Below are 16907 nucleotides of genomic sequence, written 5' to 3' on the forward strand. Positions count from 1 at the left end.
CGTGTCGCGTCTGAAAAGCGCTCACGGCGGCAATATCCGTGAAGCGGCGGCGCTGATGGGGATTTCCGCCGACCAACTGCTGGATTTCAGCGCCAATATTAACCCGCTGGGAATGCCTGAAAGTTTAAAACGGGCGATTGTCGCCCAGCTCAGCTGCGCCGAACGTTACCCTGACGTCGAGTATCAGCAGCTGCATCGGGCGCTGGCGGAACACCATGGTGTTCCGGCAACGTGGATCCTGGCGGGCAACGGCGAAACCGAATCCATCTTTACCCTCGTTCAGGGGCTGTGTCCGCGCCGGGCGATGGTGGTTGCGCCCGGGTTCGCCGAATATCGTCGGGCGCTGGAAACCGTTGATTGCGCCATCGATACCTTTTTCCTGCGTGAAGAGGACAACTGGCAGCTGACTGACCGTATTCTCCCGGCGCTGACCGCCGGGCTGGACTGCCTGTTTCTTTGCACGCCCAATAACCCTACCGGCCTGCTGCCGGATGACGCGCTGCTGGCGGCAATCGCCGAGCGCTGTCGCGCGCTGGAAATCGCGCTGGTCCTCGACGAAGCCTTTCTCGATTTTATTCCCGATGAAGCGGGCTTTATCCCACGGCTGGCGCAGTATCCGCACGTTTGGGTGCTGCGATCGCTCACCAAATTCTATGCCATTCCCGGCCTGCGGCTGGGCTATTTGCTGAACAGCGATGAACGAGCGGTCGCCAGGCTGCGTCAGCGGCAGATGCCGTGGTCAATCAATGCTTTTGCCGCGCTGGCCGCAGAGGTCATTCTCACTGATGTCGACTATCAGCGGGCTACCCACTGCTGGCTGGCTGAAGAGGGAGCGCATTTTTACCGGGCGCTGGGCGAGATTGAGGGGCTGAAGGTGTATCCGGGGCGGGCGAACTACCTTTTCCTGCGCTGCGAACGCCCGGAAGTTGAGCTACAGTACGCGCTGCTAGAAAAACAGATTCTGATTCGCAGCTGCGCCAACTATCCGGGGCTGGACGGGCGCTACTTCCGCGTGGCGATTCGCAGCCGCGAAGAAAACCAGCGGCTATTGACGGCGCTGCGTCAGGCGCTGGCCTGAACCCCGCCATTCACTGACGCGAGCAGATGCCGCTGCGGCCAGTGCGCCGCCAGGTCGCGCTGTGCCAGTGCCCAGTGCAGATAATCCACATCGTGATAGCGACGGTCGAGCATCAGCCCGACTACGCTGCCGCTGTGCGCCACCGTCAGGCCGTACAGGCCACACCGTTCGACAAGTGAAAGCAGCGCCGTAAAACCCGGCTTTGGCAGCAGAGTCTGGCTCGCGACAGCGCTGAGCGTCGCCGCTTCGCCGAGCAGGCTGGGGTTATTGCCCGTGCAGGCGGTTTGTACCTTATCCCATGCCTGTTGCAGCACCCCGGCGTTGGCCTCCAGCGCCGGGCGTCGCGGCAGGCGGTGATAGTCGGCGGTGCGAAGCTGAACCGGGTTCTCCAGCACCAGCAGATCAAAATGGGGGGCGGGGGCGCAGGCAATCTGGGTTTGTGCGTGGTGATGATCGAAAAGCGTTAGCGCATGAAACAGGGTGCTGTCCGTCGGCTCCAGCGATACGCACAGCGTTGCCAGTTCAGATTCACTGAGTGAATGTCCCAAATGATGCGCGGTGGCGACGGCAGTGGCGGCAATGTCAGCGGTGCTGCTGGCCATCCCTTTCGCCACGGGAATGGTCGAGTCAATCTCAATGCGCAGCGTCTGGCTCAGCGTCGGCGGATAGCCCCAGCGCGCCAGCAGCGTATTAACCATCGCCCGCGCCAGCGGTCGCTCATTGACGAGCGGCACGCCCTCGCGCACTTCCACGGTGCTATACCAGTCTATTGGGCAGGAGACGAGCTTTTCGCTGCCGAGAATCCAGCCCTGAATCAGTTCCCCACCGGAGGCGGGACAGCGCGCCACGCTCATGATTTTCCTTGCCTTGCCAAACGAAATATAACTACCGTAAATAAATATGCCGGTATTGTCATAGCGCAACGAAATCCTTCTTTCGCGGCGCTAGAGTAACCTGCTTTTTATTTTGTGCGGGCCGATGTGCCGGCATAAATCTGCAACCAACAGGTTTGGCATAGTATGTGCCAGGGAAGAGGGTGTAAATCCCTCGCAGCCCCCGCTGCTGTAATGCTGACGACCCCGTAGAAACCACTGATCGCTGGATCGGGAAGGACGGGTGAGGATGACGCTAAGCCAGAAGACCTGCCTGTTGGCCATTCACAACAACTTCGGTGGGAAGTGGGTTGCTTTGAGTCGTACAGTCTTCGGACTGGGCGTGCGCACGGCTATACCCGAGAACCACCCTGAATAGGGTCAGGGTATGGCAGCCAGGCAGCACGCATTTATCCTCGCAGGCACCGGCAGCGGCTGTGGTAAAACCACGGTGACGCTCGGCTTGCTAACGTTGCTTCAGCAGCGTGGCCTGCGCGTTCAGCCCTACAAGGTCGGCCCGGACTATCTCGACACCGGCTGGCACACCGCGCTGTGTGGCGTCGCGTCCCGCAATCTCGACGGCTTTATGCTTCCCCCTTCTACGCTCAACGCGCTGTTCGGCGAACAGATGCAGCAGGCCGATATTGCCGTCATTGAAGGCGTGATGGGCCTCTACGATGGTTACGGTACCGACCCCAACTATTGCAGCAGCGCGGCGATGGCGAAACAGCTGGGCTGCCCGGTCATCTTGCTGGTGGACGGCAAAGCGGTCTCGACCTCCATTGCCGCCACGGTGATGGGCTTCCAGCACTTCGACCCGAGCCTCAATATTGCGGGCGTTATCGTCAACCGCGTCAACAGCGATAGCCACTTCCAACTGCTGAAAAACGCCATTGAACGCTACTGCGACCTGCCGGTGCTCGGCTACGTGCCGCGTGCGGAAGGCGTATCGCTGCCGGAACGTCACCTTGGTCTGGTCACCGCTCGGGAAGCGCTCATCGATGGCCAGCCATGGCAGGATTTCGCCGCGACGCTGGAACGGACGCTGGATGTCGATCGTCTGCTGGAGCTGAGCGTATTGAACAGGTTACCGCCGGGCGAGTGGCCACCGATGCCGGCCAGCGGCGAGGGACTAACCCTCGCGGTCGCGGATGATGAAGCGTTCAATTTCTACTACCCGGATAATCTCGCGCTGCTGGAACGCGCGGGGGTGACCCTTGTCCGCTTTAGCCCATTGCATGACGCGGTACTTCCCGACTGCCAGATGATCTGGCTCGGTGGCGGCTACCCGGAACTGCACGCCCGAGCGCTTGCCGCCAACGCGCCGATGCTGGCCCAGCTGCGGGTGGCACATGAGCGCGGCGTGGCGATTTACGCCGAATGCGGCGGCCTGATGTATCTCGGCAGCACGCTGGAAGATGCGCAGGGCGAGGTGCACGCCATGGCTAACATTCTCCCCGGCGACAGCAAAATGGGCAAACGTCTCACCCGCTTTGGTTACTGTGAAGCGCAGGCCGAGCAGCAAACGCTGCTCGCCGCGCCCGGCGAAGTGCTGCGCGGTCACGAGTTCCACTACTCTGACTTCACCGCCCGAATCCCGGCGGCGATGGCCTGCCGAAAAACTCGCGATGGCGTCGTGCTTCAGCAATGGCAGGGGGGCTGGCAGCTTGGCAACACGTTTGCCAGCTATCTTCACGTTCACTTCGCCCAGCATCCAGCCATGCTGAATCACTGGTTCGCCGCCGCAAGGAGCGTTCTATGACGCTGCTCGCCTGGTGCTGTGCATGGCTGCTCGACGTTATTATCGGCGATCCGCAGAGTTGGCCGCATCCCGTGCGCTGGATAGGCAACCTGATTCATCTCGTTCAGCGCGTCGTGCGCCGTACTTGTCACAGCGATCGCGCCCTGCGTATCGGCGGCGGCGTGATGTGGCTGGCGGTGGTCGGGCTGACCTACGGCATCGCCTGGGGCGTGCTGCATCTGGCGACGTTGATTCACCCGGGGTTGGGCTGGGGCGTTGAGGTATGGATGATTTTCACCGTGCTGGCCGGGCGTTGCCTGGCCCGTTCCGCGCAGGACGTCGAGCGTCCGCTACGTGCCGACGATCTGGCTGAAAGCCGAATTAAGCTCTCGTGGATTGTCGGTCGCGATACCTCACAGCTCCAGCCGGAGCAGATTAACCGCGCGGTGGTGGAGACGGTGGCGGAAAACACCGTTGATGGCATTATCGCGCCGCTGTTTTTCCTGCTGCTCGGCGGCGCGCCGCTGGCCATGGCCTACAAAGCCGTCAACACCCTCGATTCGATGGTGGGCTACAAACATGAAAAGTACCGCGCTATCGGTATGGTCAGCGCCCGCCTCGATGATGTCGCCAATTTTATTCCTGCTCGCTTGAGCTGGCTGCTGATTAGCATCGCCGCATTTCTTTGCCGCTACGACGGCCCGCGCGCGCTGCGCATTGGCTGGCGTGACCGTTACAACCACAGCAGCCCGAACTGCGCGTGGGCGGAAGCCGCCGTCGCCGGGGCGCTGGGCGTGCGGCTCGGCGGCCCAAACGACTATTTTGGTCAGCGCGTGGAGAAGCCGTGGATCGGCGATGCCCGACGCGCTATCGCCATCGATGACATTTCCCGAACGATACGACTGATGTGGGTGGCCTCCACGCTGGCCCTGCTGCTGTTTATGGCGGTCAGGTACTGGCTAGTGGGCGCGGCCTGAGGAGAACGGCATGAACTATATCCAGCAACCGCAAGCGATTGAGCGCAAAAGCTTCGAGATAATCAGCGAGATTATCGCCGACATGCGCCCGACGTATCGCTTTGCCAGCCCGCTGCACGAGGCGATTATCAAACGGGTGATCCACACCACCGCCGACTTTGAGTGGCTGGATATTCTGTGGTTCGCGCCGGATGCCTTAACCCGGCTGAGCGAGGCGCTCAGCCGCCCGTGCACGCTGTACACCGACACCACCATGGCGCTCTCCGGCATCAATAAAAATCTGCTGGCGACCTTCGGCGGCGAGTGCCGCTGTTACATCAGCGACCCGCGCGTGGTGCGCGAAGCCAAAGCGCAGGGCATCACCCGCTCGATGGCGGCGGTGGATATTGCCGCCAAAGAAGAAGGCGACAAAGTGTTCGTCTTCGGCAATGCGCCCACCGCGCTATTCCGTCTGCTGGAGCATACAGAGCTGGACGTCAGCGGGGTGATTGGCGTGCCGGTCGGGTTTGTCGGCGCGGCAGAGTCGAAAGAGGCGCTGAGTAAAAGCAGCCTGCCGGGCATCGCCGCGCTGGGGCGTAAAGGCGGCAGCAACGTCGCGGCGGCGATCGTCAACGCCATTCTCTATCACCTGCAGGGGGCGCGATGAGCGAATCCGCCTTCGATGCCCCGGTATGGCATAACGGCAAAGCGCTGCGCAAAGGCTACACCACCGGCTCCTGCGCTACGGCGGCGGCGAAAGTCGCCGCGCTGATGGTGATGCGTCAGCACCTGATTCACCAGGTGTCAATTGTCACGCCGTCGGGCGTGACGCTAAACCTGAACGTCGAATCACCGCACGTCGAAGGCCTGCAGGGTATTGCCGCCATCCGCAAAGACGGCGGCGATGATATCGACGCCACCCACGGAATGCTGATTTTTGCCCGCGTGACCGTCAACGACAGCGGCGAGATTACCCTGCGCGGCGGCGAGGGCGTCGGCACCGTCACCCGCAAAGGTATCGGGCTACCCATCGGCAGCGCGGCGATTAACCGCACCCCGCGCCATACCATCGAAACCGCCGTCCGTGAGGCCATCGGCCCGGCGCGCGGCGCAGAAGTGGAAATTTTTGCCCCGGAAGGCGAAGAGCGGGCGAAGAAAACCTATAACTCACGGCTGGGTATTCTGGGCGGGATCTCGATTATCGGCACCACCGGCATCGTCACGCCGATGTCGGAAGAGAGCTGGAAGCGCTCGCTGGCGCTGGAGCTGGAAATGAAGCGCGCCGCCGGGCTTGAACGGGTGGTGCTGGTGCCGGGCAACCACGGCGAGCGCTTCGTGCGCGAACAGATGGGCATTGACCCACAGGGGGTGGTCACCATGAGCAACTTCGTCGGCTACATGATTGAAGAGTCGGTGCGCCTTGGCTTCCGCCAGATTGTGCTGGTTGGTCACCCCGGCAAGCTTATCAAAATTGCCGCCGGGATTTTCCACACCCACAGCCATATCGCCGACGGGCGCATGGAAACGCTGGTGGCCCATCTGGCGCTGCTCGGCGCGCCGCTTGAACTGCTTACCCAGGTGAGCGAGTGCGACACCACCGAAGCGGCCATGGAGCACATCGACGCTTACGGCTTCCAGACAATCTACAACCACTTGGCCGAACGCATCTGTCAGCGCGTGCTGGAGCGGCTGCGCTTCACGCAAAACCCGCCCATCTGCGATGCCATCATGTTCGCCTTTGATAACCAGACACTCGGCAGCAATCGTTCGGTCAGTGAGATCGTAAGGGACATGCGATGTTAACCGTCGTCGGAATGGGCCCGGCGGGCGTACAGCTGATGACGCCGCTGGCAGCAGATGCCGTAAAGCAGGCCGATGCGCTGGTCGGCGGCGTGCGCCATCTGGCGCAGTTTCCTGAGTTTGGCGGCGAACGCTGCGCGCTGGGCGCCAATATTCCCCGGGTGCTGGCGTGGATTGCGGCACGGCAGGCACAGAACGTGGTGGTGCTGGCCTCCGGCGACCCGCTGTTTTACGGCATCGGCACGCGGCTGATTGCCCACTTTGGCCGCGACAACGTGAGGGTGATCCCCGGCGTCAGCGCGGTGCAGTACCTGTGTGCGCGGGCGGGCATCGATATGAACGACATGTGGCTGACCAGCAGCCACGGGCGCGAAGTGTGCTTCGACACGCTCGCCGTGCATCGCAAGGTGGCGATGGTGACCGATACGCGTTGCGGGCCCAAAGAGATAGCCGCCGCGCTGGTCGCTCGCGGTAAGGGCCATCGTTGGATGGTGATTGGCGAAAATCTGGCGCTGGACAACGAGCGCATTCACTGGCTGCCGGTGAGCGCAGTCCACAACGACTATGAGATGAACACGGTGGTGATCCTCGATGAAAGATGAGCTGTTTTTACGCGGCGAAAAAGTGCCGATGACCAAGGAGGCGGTACGCGCACTGGCGCTCTCAAAACTAGAGCTGCACTGGGCCAGCCACCTGATTGATATCGGCGCGGGGACCGGCAGCGTGTCGATTGAAGCCGCGTTGCAACATCCGACGCTGGCGGTCACGGCGATTGAACGCAACCCGGCGGCGTTGCGTCTGCTGGCAGAAAACTGCCAACGCTTTGCCTGCGGTAACGTGTCGATTATTGCCGGTGAAGCCCCTGACGTCAGCGTCGAACGTGCCGACGCGATTTTTATGGGTGGCAGCGGCGGTCACCTTACCGCGCTGATTGACTGGTCGCTGCATCATCTGCGCCCCGGCGGACGGCTGGTGATGACCTTTATTCTGCAGGAAAACCTGCATTTCGCCCTTGAGCACCTCCAGCAGGCGGACGTGACGGCGATTGACTGCCAGCAGCTGAACGTATCCACGCTCACCGCGCTTGGTAGCGGTCACTACTTCAAACCGCATAACCCCGTTTTTGTCATTGCCTGTCAGAAGGAGGAAATCCATGAGTGATGCCTTTGATTCACGCTGTGTCTGGTTTGTTGGCGCCGGGCCGGGCGACCGCGAGCTGATCACCCTGAAGGGCTACCGTTTGCTACAACAGGCGCAGGTGGTGATTTACGCCGGTTCGCTGATTAACCCCGAACTGCTGAGCTACTGCCCGGCTGAGGCCGAGTGTCACGATAGCGCCGAACTGCATCTGGAACAGATTCTCGACCTGATGGAAGCCGGCGTGAAGGCCGGTAAAACGGTGGTCCGCCTGCAAACCGGCGACGTGTCGCTGTACGGCTCGGTGCGCGAGCAGGGCGAAGAGCTGACCCGTCGCGGCATTCACTGGCAGGTGGTACCGGGTGTGAGCGCGTTTCTCGGCGCGGCGGCGGAGCTGGGCGTGGAGTATACGGTGCCGGAAGTGTCGCAGAGCCTCATCATCACCCGCCTGGAAGGGCGCACCCCGGTACCGGAGCGCGAACAGCTGGAGTCTTTTGCCCAGCATCGCACCTCGATGGCGATTTACCTCTCGGTGCAGCGCATTAATAAAGTTGCCGAGCGGTTGATTGACGGTGGCTACCCGGCGACTACGCCGGTGGCGGTGATTTACAAAGCCACCTGGCCCGAGAGCCAGACCGTACGCGGTACGCTTGTGGATATCGCCGACAAGGTCCGCGACGCCGATATCCGTAAAACCGCGCTGATCCTGGTCGGGGATTTCCTCGGCGAGGAGTACCACTACTCGCGTCTCTACGCCGCAGACTTTAGCCATGAATACCGCAAAGCCTGAGCGCATTGCGCTCTTTTGCCTGACCCCCGGCGGCGTGGCGTTGGCGAAACGGCTGAGCGCCGCGCTGCCGATGAACTGTTATACCCGCGAAGGGCTGGTGGAACCGGGATTCCTGCCGTTTGACGGCGGCTTCGCGGCGAGCGTCGGGCAGGCGTTTCATCGCGATACGGCGCTGATTTTTATCGGTGCGACCGGGATTGCGGTACGCACGCTCGCGCCGCTGCTGATAGATAAATTCCATGATCCGGCGGTGGTGGTGATTGACGAGCGCGGTCAGCACGTCATCAGCCTGCTTTCCGGGCATATCGGCGGGGCGAACAACCTCGCCCGGCATCTGGCGGGCATTCTCGGTGTCGACCCGGTTATCACCACCGCCACCGACGTTAACGACGTGGCGGCGCTGGATACGCTGGCCTGCCAGCTTAACGCGCGGATGCACGACTTTCGCGCGGCGGTGAAAACCGTTAACCAGATGCTGGTCAGCCAGCAGCGCGTGGGGCTGTGGTGGGACGACATGCTCGCCGATGAGATCAGCCGCTGCGACCGACGCGGGTTTATTACCGTCAGCGACCTTAACGCGCTGCCTGAGCTGGATGCGCTGGTGTGCATCACCCTGCGCGCTACGCTGCCTGAACTGGCGTTGCCGCACTGGAAACTGGTGCCACGACGCATTGTGGCAGGCATTGGCTGCCGACGCGGCACGCCTTGCACGCTGCTCGGCGAGTTGTTGCATCGTCAGCTTGCGTGTCAGGAGGTAGACCCGCTGGCTCTGAAGGCTATCGGCAGCATCGCCCTCAAGCAGGACGAACTGGGGCTGATTCAGCTGGCAAGCGACCTTGACGTGCCATTTGACGTGTTCAGCGTGGACGCCCTGCGCGAACACGAACACCGTTTTCCCTCGTCGCGGTTTGTGAAGCAGACGGTCGGCGTGGGCAGCGTTTCAGGTCCGGCAGCGTGGCGGATGAGCAACGGAAATCTATTAGGCGAGACCCTGCGTGAACAGGGCGTCACCATTACTTTGGGAGTAACACACTGATGTTAAGCGTAATCGGAATTGGCCCGGGTTCGCAGGCGATGATGACCATGGAGGCCGTTGAAGCGCTACAGGCGGCGGAAATCGTTGTCGGCTATAAAACTTACACCCATCTGGTGAAGGCTTTTACCGGCGACAAGCAGGTGATCAAAACCGGGATGTGCAAAGAGATTGAACGCTGCCAGGCGGCGATTGAACTGGCGCAGGCCGGGCACAACGTGGCGCTAATCAGCAGCGGCGACGCGGGCATCTACGGCATGGCAGGGCTGGTGCTTGAGCTGGTCAGTAAACAGAAGCTCGACGTGGAGGTGCGCCTGATTCCGGGGATGACCGCCAGCATTGCCGCCGCCTCGCTGCTGGGCGCGCCGCTGATGCATGACTTCTGCCATATCAGCCTGAGCGACCTGCTGACGCCGTGGCCGGTGATTGAAAAACGCATTATCGCCGCCGGGGAAGCCGACTTCGTTATCTGCTTCTATAACCCGCGCAGCCGGGGCCGTGAAGGGCATCTGGCGCGCGCCTTTGAACTGCTTTCCGCCGTTAAAAGCGCCGACACACCGGTAGGCGTGGTGAAATCCGCCGGGCGTAAAAAGCAGGAAAAATGGCTCACGACGCTCGGCGCGATGGACTTTGAACCGGTGGATATGACCAGCCTGGTCATCGTCGGCAACAAAACCACCTACGTCCAGGACGGGCTGATGATTACTCCGCGAGGCTACGTGCTGTGAGTTTCGGGGAGGTTCTGGTGGTGGGCGGTACCAGCGATGCGCGGGCGATTTGCCAGCTACTGGATGCGGCAAACGTGCAATACACCGTCTCGGTCGCCACGCCCACCGGCGAAGCGCTGGCGGGGGATATTCAGGGGCAGGTGCGCTGCGGTCGTCTGGAAAAATCGGAGATGGTGGCCTGGCTTCGTGAACATGACACGCGCTGGGTGATTGATGCGTCGCATCCGTATGCCGAAGCGGTCAGCCGCAACGTGCTGGATGCCTGTACGGAAGCGGGCGTGCTGCTGAGCCGCTACCAGCGCCCGGATCAACGGGATGAACTGACGCACCCGCTGCTGCACTACGTCACCAGCATTGATGAAGCCTGTGAGCGGATTAAACCGCTGGGCCAGCGCGTGCTGCTGACCACCGGCAGCAAAGACCTGGCGCTATGGCGCGCCGGGCTGCCGGAAAAAACGCTGCTGGCCCGCGTGCTGCCGGTGCCGAACGTGGTACAGCAGTGCGCGGACCTCGGCTTTGGCGTGGGCGAGATTTTTGCTATCTGCGCGCCGTTCAGCGCCGAGTTTAACGCCGCGTTTTACCGACACTGCCGCGCCGACGTAGTGGTGACCAAAGCCTCCGGCGCGGAAGGCGGCTATCAGGAAAAGGTGCAGCCGTGCCTGGATGCCGGGCTTCCCTGCATCGTGATTACCCGCCCGGCACCGCTGGTGTCCGGCGACGAACTACTGGAAAGTCAGCCCGCCTTTGCCGAGCGCTTAGCGCGCTGGCTGGCCGCCGACAAAAGGAATCAAGCATGAAAAAAGCCCTACTGGTGGTGAGTTTTGGTACCAGCTACCATGACACCTGCGAGAAGAATATTGTCGCCTGCGAACGCGAGCTGGCGGCAAGCTGCCCCGACCGTGACCTGTTCCGCGCTTTTACCTCGGGGATGATCATCCGCAAGCTGAAAGCCCGCGATGGTATTGAAACCGATACCCCGCTTGAGGCGCTGCAAAAACTCGCGGACCTCGGCTATGACGATGTGGCGGTACAGTCGCTGCACATCATCAACGGCGACGAATACGAAAAAATCGCCCGTGAAGTGCAGAGCCTGCGCCCGCTGTTCAAACGCCTGACCCTCGGGACGCCGCTGCTGAGCAGGCATGACGACTACGTGCGCCTGATGGACGCGCTCGCCCAACAGATGCCCGCGCTCAACGCCAACGAAAAGGTGGTGTTTATGGGCCACGGTGCCAGCCATCACGCCTTTGCCGCCTACGCCTGCCTCGACCATATGATGACCGCCCAGCGCTTTCCGGCGCGGGTTGGCGCGGTGGAGAGCTACCCGGAAGTGGACGTACTGATTGAGAGTATGAGCCAAGAGGGCGTCAGCGCCGTACACCTGATGCCGCTGATGCTGGTGGCGGGTGACCATGCGATTAACGACATGGCCTCCGACGAAGAGGATTCGTGGAAGACACGGTTTAACGCCGCAGGCATTCCGGCGACACCGTGGTTGTGCGGGCTGGGTGAAAACCCGGTGGTACGCGCCATGTTTGTTGAGCATCTGCAGCAGTCTCTGGAGGCAGCATGAGCGGCAAACTGTATGCTCTGAGCACCGGTCCGGGCGCGTCTGACCTGATTACCGTACGCGCGGCGCGCATTCTGGGCTCGCTGGATATCCTCTACGCCCCGGCGGGGCGCAAAGGCGGCGACAGCCTGGCGCTCTCTATCGTGCGCGAGTATCTCGGCGAGCAGACCGAGGTGCGCTGCTGTCACTTCCCGATGAGCGCAGACAGCGCCGAAAAAGAGGCGGTGTGGGACGACGTTTCGGCGGCGCTGGTGCGCGAAGTGGAAGCCGGGAAAACCGTCGGCTTTATCACCCTTGGCGATGCGATGTTGTTCAGCACCTGGGTCTTTTTACTCCAGCGCATCGGCAGCCCGGAATGGCTGGAGATTGTTCCCGGCGTAACCTCGTTCGCCGCCATTGCCGCGCGCAGCAAAACGCCGCTGGCGATGGAGCAACAGTCGCTGGCGGTGGTCGCCTGCACCGCGCCGGAGGACGAGATTGAACGCGCGCTGGCGCAGCACGACAGCCTGGTGCTGATGAAGGTCTACGGGCGTTTTCCGCGCATCAAAGCGCTGCTGGCGAAAGCCGGGCTGCTGGACCACGCGCTGCTGATGGCCGAAGCCACGCTGCCCGGCGAGCAGTGCTGGCGGCATCTGGGTGAGGTTGCGGACGACCAGCCGCTGCCGTATTTCTCCACCATTCTGGTGAACAAACAGTGGGAGCCGGGACAATGAAACTGGAACAACAGCTGAAGCGACTGTCGCTCAGCGGACTGGCGGCGGCGATACTGCTGCTGGTGGTGCCGCAAGAAGCCTTTGCCATGCACATCATGGAAGGCTTCCTGCCGCCGATGTGGGCGCTGGCCTGGTGGCTGCTGTTTTTGCCGTGCCTGTGGTACGGGCTGGTGCGTCTGCGCCGCATCGTGCAGGAGGACAGCAACCAGAAGGTGCTGCTGGCGCTGTGCGGGGCATTTATCTTTGTACTCTCAGCGTTGAAGATCCCGTCGGTGACCGGGAGCTGCTCGCACCCGACCGGCGTTGGGCTGGCGGTTATCCTGTTCGGGCCGGGCGTCGTGGCCATTCTTGGCGCGATCGTGCTGTTGTTCCAGGCGCTATTGCTGGCGCACGGCGGCCTGACGACGCTCGGCGCGAACGGCATGTCGATGGCGGTGATTGGCCCCATCGTCGGCTATCTGGTGTGGAAAATGGCCCGTAAGGCGGGGTTCCGTCGCGATGTATCGGTCTTTCTCTGCGCCATGTTTGCGGATCTGGCCACCTACTTTGTCACCTCGCTACAGCTGGGTGTCGCCTTCCCGGATCCGCAGGCGGGTGCTGTCGGATCGAGCCTGAAGTTTATGGCGATCTTTTGCCTGACGCAGATTCCGATCGCCATCGCGGAAGGGCTGTTGACGGTAATGATCTACGACCAACTGACCAAACGGCAGCTGATCCCGGCGCGAGGGCATTAAGATGAAAAAGACGTTGATCCTGTTGGCGCTGGTAATAGCGCTGATGATCCTGCCGTTCTTCATCAACCACGGCGGCGAATACGGCGGTTCCGACGGCGAGGCCGAAAGCCAGATTCAGGCTATTGCGCCGGATTACCAGCCGTGGTTCCAGCCGCTGTATGAACCGGCGAGCGGGGAAATCGAAAGCCTGCTGTTTACCCTACAGGGCTCGCTCGGCGCGGCGGTGATTTTCTATATTCTCGGCTATTACAAAGGGCGTCAGCGTCGTGATGACCGGTCTTGACAGGCTAAGCTACCAGAGCCGTTGGTTTCACATCGCACCCGAGCGTAAGTTCCTGTTCTGGCTGTTGTTGATGGTGCTGGCCTTCAGCCTGCCGCCGTTGTGGCAGGCGCTGCTGATGGTGATGACCGCGGCGTTCACCTGCTGGCTGCTGCGTATCTCGCCGTGGCGCTGGTGCCGCTGGATGGCGCTGCCGCTGGGATTCCTGGCGGTCGGCGTACTGACGATTGTCTTCAGCATCAGCCGCGATCCGCAGACGCTGCTGGCGGGCGTGCCGATTGGGCCGTACTGGCTGGGGATTACGGCACAGGGAGTCGCGACCGCCAATGCGACCTTCTGGCGCAGCCTCGCCGCACTCTCAGCCACTTTCTGGCTGGTGCTGAACCTGCCATTTCCGCAGCTGATTGTGCTGCTGAAGCGGGCGCGGGTGCCGCGTCTGCTTACCGAGCAGATTCTGCTGACCTGGCGCTTTATCTTTATCCTGATTGACGAAGCCATGGCCATTCACCGGGCGCAGACGCTGCGCTTTGGCTACCGCAATGTCCGTCTTGGCTATCGCTCGCTGGCGATGCTGGTGAGCCTGCTGTTTACGCGGGTGCTGATGCGCTATCAGCAGATGAGCACCGTGCTGGATATCAAACTGTATCAGGGTGATTTTCATCTTTAAGGAACGCCATGCTTGCCACCTCTGACCTGGAATTTCGCTATCAGGACGCGCTCATTCTCAAAGGGTTAACGCTGGATTTTTCTTGCCAGGCCGTCACCGGGCTGGTGGGAGCCAACGGGTGCGGGAAATCGACGCTGTTTATGAATCTCAGCGGGCTGCTGCGTCCGCAGCAGGGGGCGGTGCTGTGGCAGGGTAAGCCGCTGGACTACAGTAAACGCGGGCTGCTGGCGCTGCGCCAGCAGGTGGCGACGGTGTTTCAGGACCCGGAACAGCAGATTTTCTATACCGATATCGACAGCGATATCGCCTTTAGCCTACGCAATATCGGCGTGGCGGAGGATGAGATCGCACGGCGTGTTGACGATGCGCTTACGCTGGTCGACGCCCAACATTTTCGCCAGCAGCCGATTCAATGCCTGAGCCACGGGCAGAAAAAGCGCGTGGCGATTGCCGGTGCGCTGGTGCTGAAAGCGCGCTACCTGCTGCTGGATGAACCGACAGCAGGGCTGGACCCGTCCGGACGCGCGCAGATGATGGATATCATCAAGCGTATCGTCGCGCAGGGCAATCATGTGGTAATTTCCAGCCACGATATCGATTTGATTTATGAAGTCAGCGACGCGGTGTATGTGTTGCGCTGTGGTGAAGTGCTGGCGCAGGGCGCTCCCGGCAAGGTATTTGCCCAGCGTGAGTTGATGGAACAGGCGGGGTTGAGCCAGCCGTGGCTGGTAAAGCTGCACACGGAGCTTGGGCTGCCGCTGTGTAAAACCGAGGCGGAGTTTTTTCGCCGCATGCGTGAAAAAGGAACGAGATGACCCAGGCCATTATGTTACAAGGCACCGCCTCTGACGTCGGCAAAAGTATGCTGGTGGCGGGGCTGTGCCGGATTTTTTATCAGGATGGCCTGCGCACCGCGCCGTTCAAATCGCAGAATATGGCGCTCAACTCCGGGATTACCCCGGACGGCAAAGAGATGGGGCGGGCGCAGATTTTTCAGGCGGAAGCCGCAGGTATTGCCCCGGACGTGCGGATGAACCCGATTCTGCTCAAGCCAACCAGCGACCGCAAAGCGCAGATTGTGCTGATGGGCGAAGTGGCGAGCAATATGGACGCCGTCAGCTATCACGACTACAAACCGCGTCTGCGTGAGCAGATCCTCAGCGTCTATCGCAGTCTGGCGAGCGAGTATGACGTGCTGGTGCTGGAAGGTGCGGGGAGCCCGGCGGAGATCAACCTGCGCGACCGCGATATCGTCAATATGGGCATGGCGGAGATGGCGCAGTGCCCGGTGGTTCTGGTGGCGGACATCGATCGTGGCGGCGTTTTCGCCGCTATCTACGGCACGCTGGCGCTGCTGCGCGACGACGAACGGGCGCGGGTGAAGGGCGTGATCATCAATAAGTTTCGTGGCGATGTGGCGCTGCTGCATTCCGGCATTACGCAAATCGAAGCGCTGACCGGCGTACCGGTGCTGGGCGTGATGCCGTGGCTGGAGGTCGATCTGGAAGATGAGGACGGCGTCGCTCTGCAAAAGGGCAAGTACCGCAGCGCGGGCGAGCGTGATGTGGATATTGCCGTGGTGCAGCTGCCGCATATCTCTAACTTTACCGACTTCAACGCGCTGGCCGCCCAGCCGGACGTACGAGTACGCTACGTGCGCCATGCGCAAGAGCTGGCGGGTGCGGACCTGATTATTCTGCCGGGCAGTAAAAACACGTTGGGCGATCTGTTGTGGCTGCAGGATAGCGGGCTGGCGCACGGGATTCTCCAGGCGCAGCATCAGCGTGTGCCGGTACTGGGCATTTGCGGCGGCTATCAGATGCTCGGCGATACGTTGATAGATGACGTGGAATCCGGGTTGGGTACGCTGCCCGGATTGGGGCTGCTCAATACCGTCACGCGTTTTGCACCGCAGAAAACCACCACGCGGGCCACGGCAACGCTCAACGCCGCGCTGCCGGGCTGGCTGGCGGCGGTGTCCGGTATGGCGCTGCAGGGCTATGAAATTCATATGGGTGAGACGGCGCTGGCGGGCAACGCGCTGCCGTTAATGCAGCTGTGTAAAAACGGCCAGCATCATGCGGATGGCGCGGTCAGCGCGGACGGACTGGCGTTTGGCACCTATCTGCACGGCCTGTTCGATAGCGACACCTTTACGCGTGCGCTGGTCAATGGGCTGCGTGAACGCAAAGGCTTACCGGCACGGGATAATGATTTTCAGTATGCGGAGTATAAGATGCAGCAGTTCGACATTCTGGCAGCGGCGATGCGGCAGCATATTGATCTTGAAAAGATTTATACGATTATGCGTGAGCATAAAGAAGGGTAGGGAAGCGGCGCGCCATTCGTGAGGATGGCGTACTTTCGCTGGATAACAGGCAAAAAAAACACCCTGATGGGTGTCATTTTAATTGGTTGCGGGGGCCGGATTTGAACCGACGACCTTCGGGTTATGAGCCCGACGAGCTACCAGGCTGCTCCACCCCGCGTCCGTCTTTACTCTTCATCGAGTAAACTTGCATCAGATTTTAATTGGTTGCGGGGGCCGGATTTGAACCGACGACCTTCGGGTTATGAGCCCGACGAGCTACCAGGCTGCTCCACCCCGCGTCCGTCATTACTCTTCCATCGAGTAACGTTACTGCTTCTGATTTTAATTGGTTGCGGGGGCCAGATTTGAACTGACGACCTTCGGGTTATGAGCCCGACGAGCTACCAGGCTGCTCCACCCCGCGTCCGTGGATGCGCACTATACTCTGCTGAGCATTTGTTGCAACCCATTTTTGATATAAAGCTCTCATTTTTTTA

The 16907-nt window shown here is 61.2% G+C and carries 19 protein-coding genes, 3 tRNA genes and 1 riboswitch; of the genes, 18 read left to right on the forward strand and 4 right to left on the reverse strand.

What is annotated here, in order from left to right; all coding sequences use genetic code 11:
* The first annotated feature begins 1 nt into the window (after position 1).
* Positions 2 to 1078, forward strand: a complete 1077-nt coding sequence (gene cobD, locus ABTW00_RS04520; protein WP_433639125.1) for a threonine-phosphate decarboxylase CobD — start codon at positions 2 to 4, stop codon at positions 1076 to 1078.
* Here the strand turns inward: cobD and ABTW00_RS04525 are convergent.
* The gene (locus tag ABTW00_RS04525) at positions 1063 to 1932 is read right to left on the reverse strand and encodes an L-threonine kinase (RefSeq protein ID WP_433639128.1); all 870 of its coding nucleotides are present in this window, start codon (positions 1930 to 1932) and stop codon (positions 1063 to 1065) included. The genes cobD and ABTW00_RS04525 overlap by 16 nt on opposite strands.
* A gap of 134 nt (positions 1933 to 2066) precedes the next feature.
* A riboswitch (cobalamin riboswitch) is annotated at positions 2067 to 2242 on the forward strand.
* Positions 2243 to 2338: 96 nt separating this feature from the next.
* Here ABTW00_RS04525 and ABTW00_RS04530 point away from each other — a divergent pair.
* The 17 genes from ABTW00_RS04530 to ABTW00_RS04610 are packed head-to-tail and all read left to right on the forward strand — an operon-like array spanning position 2339 to position 16428.
* Positions 2339 to 3712, forward strand: coding sequence for a cobyrinate a,c-diamide synthase (locus ABTW00_RS04530; RefSeq protein WP_433639130.1), 1374 nt, complete (start codon positions 2339 to 2341; stop codon positions 3710 to 3712).
* On the forward strand, positions 3709 to 4668 hold the full coding sequence (cbiB, locus tag ABTW00_RS04535) for an adenosylcobinamide-phosphate synthase CbiB (protein ID WP_433639132.1): 960 nt from the start codon (positions 3709 to 3711) through the stop codon (positions 4666 to 4668). The genes ABTW00_RS04530 and cbiB overlap by 4 nt, the downstream gene beginning before the upstream one ends.
* Positions 4669 to 4678: 10 nt before the next feature.
* Positions 4679 to 5314, forward strand: coding sequence for a cobalt-precorrin-8 methylmutase (locus tag ABTW00_RS04540; RefSeq protein ID WP_065358112.1), 636 nt, complete (start codon positions 4679 to 4681; stop codon positions 5312 to 5314).
* Positions 5311 to 6450, forward strand: coding sequence for a cobalt-precorrin-5B (C(1))-methyltransferase CbiD (gene cbiD / locus ABTW00_RS04545; RefSeq protein ID WP_433639135.1), 1140 nt, complete (start codon positions 5311 to 5313; stop codon positions 6448 to 6450). The genes ABTW00_RS04540 and cbiD overlap by 4 nt, the downstream gene beginning before the upstream one ends.
* Entirely contained in the window at positions 6444 to 7049 is a 606-nt protein-coding gene (locus ABTW00_RS04550; RefSeq protein ID WP_433639138.1) for a cobalt-precorrin-7 (C(5))-methyltransferase, read from the forward strand. Before cbiD ends, ABTW00_RS04550 begins: the two co-directional genes overlap by 7 nt.
* Entirely contained in the window at positions 7039 to 7608 is a 570-nt protein-coding gene (locus tag ABTW00_RS04555; protein ID WP_433639140.1) for a decarboxylating cobalt-precorrin-6B (C(15))-methyltransferase, read from the forward strand. The genes ABTW00_RS04550 and ABTW00_RS04555 overlap by 11 nt, the downstream gene beginning before the upstream one ends.
* A complete protein-coding gene (locus ABTW00_RS04560) occupies positions 7601 to 8374 on the forward strand; it encodes a cobalt-precorrin-4 methyltransferase (protein ID WP_433639142.1) in 774 nt (257 codons plus the stop codon). Before ABTW00_RS04555 ends, ABTW00_RS04560 begins: the two co-directional genes overlap by 8 nt.
* Positions 8355 to 9410 carry a cobalt-precorrin 5A hydrolase gene (gene cbiG / locus ABTW00_RS04565; protein WP_433639144.1) on the forward strand — a complete coding sequence of 352 codons (1056 nt, stop codon included), beginning with the start codon at positions 8355 to 8357 and terminating at the stop codon, positions 9408 to 9410. The genes ABTW00_RS04560 and cbiG overlap by 20 nt, the downstream gene beginning before the upstream one ends.
* Entirely contained in the window at positions 9410 to 10135 is a 726-nt protein-coding gene (locus tag ABTW00_RS04570; protein ID WP_065358106.1) for a precorrin-3B C(17)-methyltransferase, read from the forward strand. The genes cbiG and ABTW00_RS04570 overlap by 1 nt, the downstream gene beginning before the upstream one ends.
* Positions 10132 to 10932 (forward strand): cobalt-precorrin-6A reductase, encoded by an 801-nt coding sequence (locus tag ABTW00_RS04575; protein WP_433639148.1) that lies wholly within the window; start codon positions 10132 to 10134, stop codon positions 10930 to 10932. The genes ABTW00_RS04570 and ABTW00_RS04575 overlap by 4 nt, the downstream gene beginning before the upstream one ends.
* Positions 10929 to 11708: a sirohydrochlorin cobaltochelatase gene (gene cbiK, locus ABTW00_RS04580; RefSeq protein WP_064543028.1), complete on the forward strand. Its 780-nt coding sequence runs from the start codon at positions 10929 to 10931 to the stop codon at positions 11706 to 11708. The genes ABTW00_RS04575 and cbiK overlap by 4 nt, the downstream gene beginning before the upstream one ends.
* Positions 11705 to 12418: a cobalt-factor II C(20)-methyltransferase gene (locus ABTW00_RS04585; RefSeq protein WP_433639152.1), complete on the forward strand. Its 714-nt coding sequence runs from the start codon at positions 11705 to 11707 to the stop codon at positions 12416 to 12418. The genes cbiK and ABTW00_RS04585 overlap by 4 nt, the downstream gene beginning before the upstream one ends.
* Complete coding sequence (gene cbiM / locus ABTW00_RS04590; RefSeq protein WP_433639154.1) at positions 12415 to 13152, forward strand: cobalt ECF transporter S component CbiM; 738 nt, start codon at positions 12415 to 12417, stop codon at positions 13150 to 13152. Before ABTW00_RS04585 ends, cbiM begins: the two co-directional genes overlap by 4 nt.
* Before the next feature lies 1 nt (position 13153).
* On the forward strand, positions 13154 to 13435 hold the full coding sequence (locus ABTW00_RS04595) for an energy-coupling factor ABC transporter substrate-binding protein (RefSeq protein ID WP_064543034.1): 282 nt from the start codon (positions 13154 to 13156) through the stop codon (positions 13433 to 13435).
* Positions 13422 to 14099 (forward strand): energy-coupling factor ABC transporter transmembrane protein, encoded by a 678-nt coding sequence (locus ABTW00_RS04600; protein ID WP_433640930.1) that lies wholly within the window; start codon positions 13422 to 13424, stop codon positions 14097 to 14099. Before ABTW00_RS04595 ends, ABTW00_RS04600 begins: the two co-directional genes overlap by 14 nt.
* 8 nt (positions 14100 to 14107) lie before the next feature.
* Positions 14108 to 14914 carry an energy-coupling factor ABC transporter ATP-binding protein gene (locus tag ABTW00_RS04605; protein WP_433639157.1) on the forward strand — a complete coding sequence of 269 codons (807 nt, stop codon included), beginning with the start codon at positions 14108 to 14110 and terminating at the stop codon, positions 14912 to 14914.
* Complete coding sequence (locus tag ABTW00_RS04610; RefSeq protein WP_433639159.1) at positions 14911 to 16428, forward strand: cobyric acid synthase; 1518 nt, start codon at positions 14911 to 14913, stop codon at positions 16426 to 16428. Before ABTW00_RS04605 ends, ABTW00_RS04610 begins: the two co-directional genes overlap by 4 nt.
* Positions 16429 to 16511: 83 nt before the next feature.
* On the opposite strand, the gene ABTW00_RS04615 is transcribed toward ABTW00_RS04610, so the two are convergent.
* From ABTW00_RS04615 to ABTW00_RS04625, 3 genes are all read right to left on the reverse strand, one after another.
* Positions 16512 to 16588 (reverse strand) — tRNA-Met (locus tag ABTW00_RS04615).
* Positions 16589 to 16632: 44 nt separating this feature from the next.
* A tRNA-Met gene (locus tag ABTW00_RS04620) sits at positions 16633 to 16709 on the reverse strand.
* 48 nt (positions 16710 to 16757) lie between these two features.
* Positions 16758 to 16834 (reverse strand) — tRNA-Met (locus ABTW00_RS04625).
* Positions 16835 to 16907 lie beyond the last annotated feature (73 nt).

The organism is Kluyvera georgiana (genome assembly GCF_050990895.1).
GTDB classification, from domain to species: Bacteria; Pseudomonadota; Gammaproteobacteria; order Enterobacterales; family Enterobacteriaceae; genus Kluyvera; species Kluyvera georgiana.

Excerpts from the sequence above, each read along its gene's own strand:
- cbiK (WP_064543028.1), top strand. The coding sequence starts at position 10,929 with ATGAAAAAAGCCCTACTGGTGGTGAGTTTTGGTACCAGCTACCATGAC.
- ABTW00_RS04605 (WP_433639157.1), top strand. The coding sequence starts at position 14,108 with ATGCTTGCCACCTCTGACCTGGAATTTCGCTATCAGGACGCGCTCATT.
- ABTW00_RS04600 (WP_433640930.1), top strand. The coding sequence starts at position 13,422 with ATGACCGGTCTTGACAGGCTAAGCTACCAGAGCCGTTGGTTTCACATC.
- cbiM (WP_433639154.1), top strand. The coding sequence starts at position 12,415 with ATGAAACTGGAACAACAGCTGAAGCGACTGTCGCTCAGCGGACTGGCG.
- ABTW00_RS04550 (WP_433639138.1), top strand. The coding sequence starts at position 6,444 with ATGTTAACCGTCGTCGGAATGGGCCCGGCGGGCGTACAGCTGATGACG.
- ABTW00_RS04610 (WP_433639159.1), top strand. The coding sequence starts at position 14,911 with ATGACCCAGGCCATTATGTTACAAGGCACCGCCTCTGACGTCGGCAAA.
- ABTW00_RS04560 (WP_433639142.1), top strand. The coding sequence starts at position 7,601 with ATGAGTGATGCCTTTGATTCACGCTGTGTCTGGTTTGTTGGCGCCGGG.
- ABTW00_RS04525 (WP_433639128.1), bottom strand. The coding sequence starts at position 1,932 with ATGAGCGTGGCGCGCTGTCCCGCCTCCGGTGGGGAACTGATTCAGGGC.
- cbiB (WP_433639132.1), top strand. The coding sequence starts at position 3,709 with ATGACGCTGCTCGCCTGGTGCTGTGCATGGCTGCTCGACGTTATTATC.
- ABTW00_RS04570 (WP_065358106.1), top strand. The coding sequence starts at position 9,410 with ATGTTAAGCGTAATCGGAATTGGCCCGGGTTCGCAGGCGATGATGACC.
- ABTW00_RS04540 (WP_065358112.1), top strand. The coding sequence starts at position 4,679 with ATGAACTATATCCAGCAACCGCAAGCGATTGAGCGCAAAAGCTTCGAG.
- cbiD (WP_433639135.1), top strand. The coding sequence starts at position 5,311 with ATGAGCGAATCCGCCTTCGATGCCCCGGTATGGCATAACGGCAAAGCG.
- ABTW00_RS04585 (WP_433639152.1), top strand. The coding sequence starts at position 11,705 with ATGAGCGGCAAACTGTATGCTCTGAGCACCGGTCCGGGCGCGTCTGAC.
- ABTW00_RS04530 (WP_433639130.1), top strand. The coding sequence starts at position 2,339 with ATGGCAGCCAGGCAGCACGCATTTATCCTCGCAGGCACCGGCAGCGGC.
- cbiG (WP_433639144.1), top strand. The coding sequence starts at position 8,355 with ATGAATACCGCAAAGCCTGAGCGCATTGCGCTCTTTTGCCTGACCCCC.
- ABTW00_RS04595 (WP_064543034.1), top strand. The coding sequence starts at position 13,154 with ATGAAAAAGACGTTGATCCTGTTGGCGCTGGTAATAGCGCTGATGATC.
- ABTW00_RS04555 (WP_433639140.1), top strand. The coding sequence starts at position 7,039 with ATGAAAGATGAGCTGTTTTTACGCGGCGAAAAAGTGCCGATGACCAAG.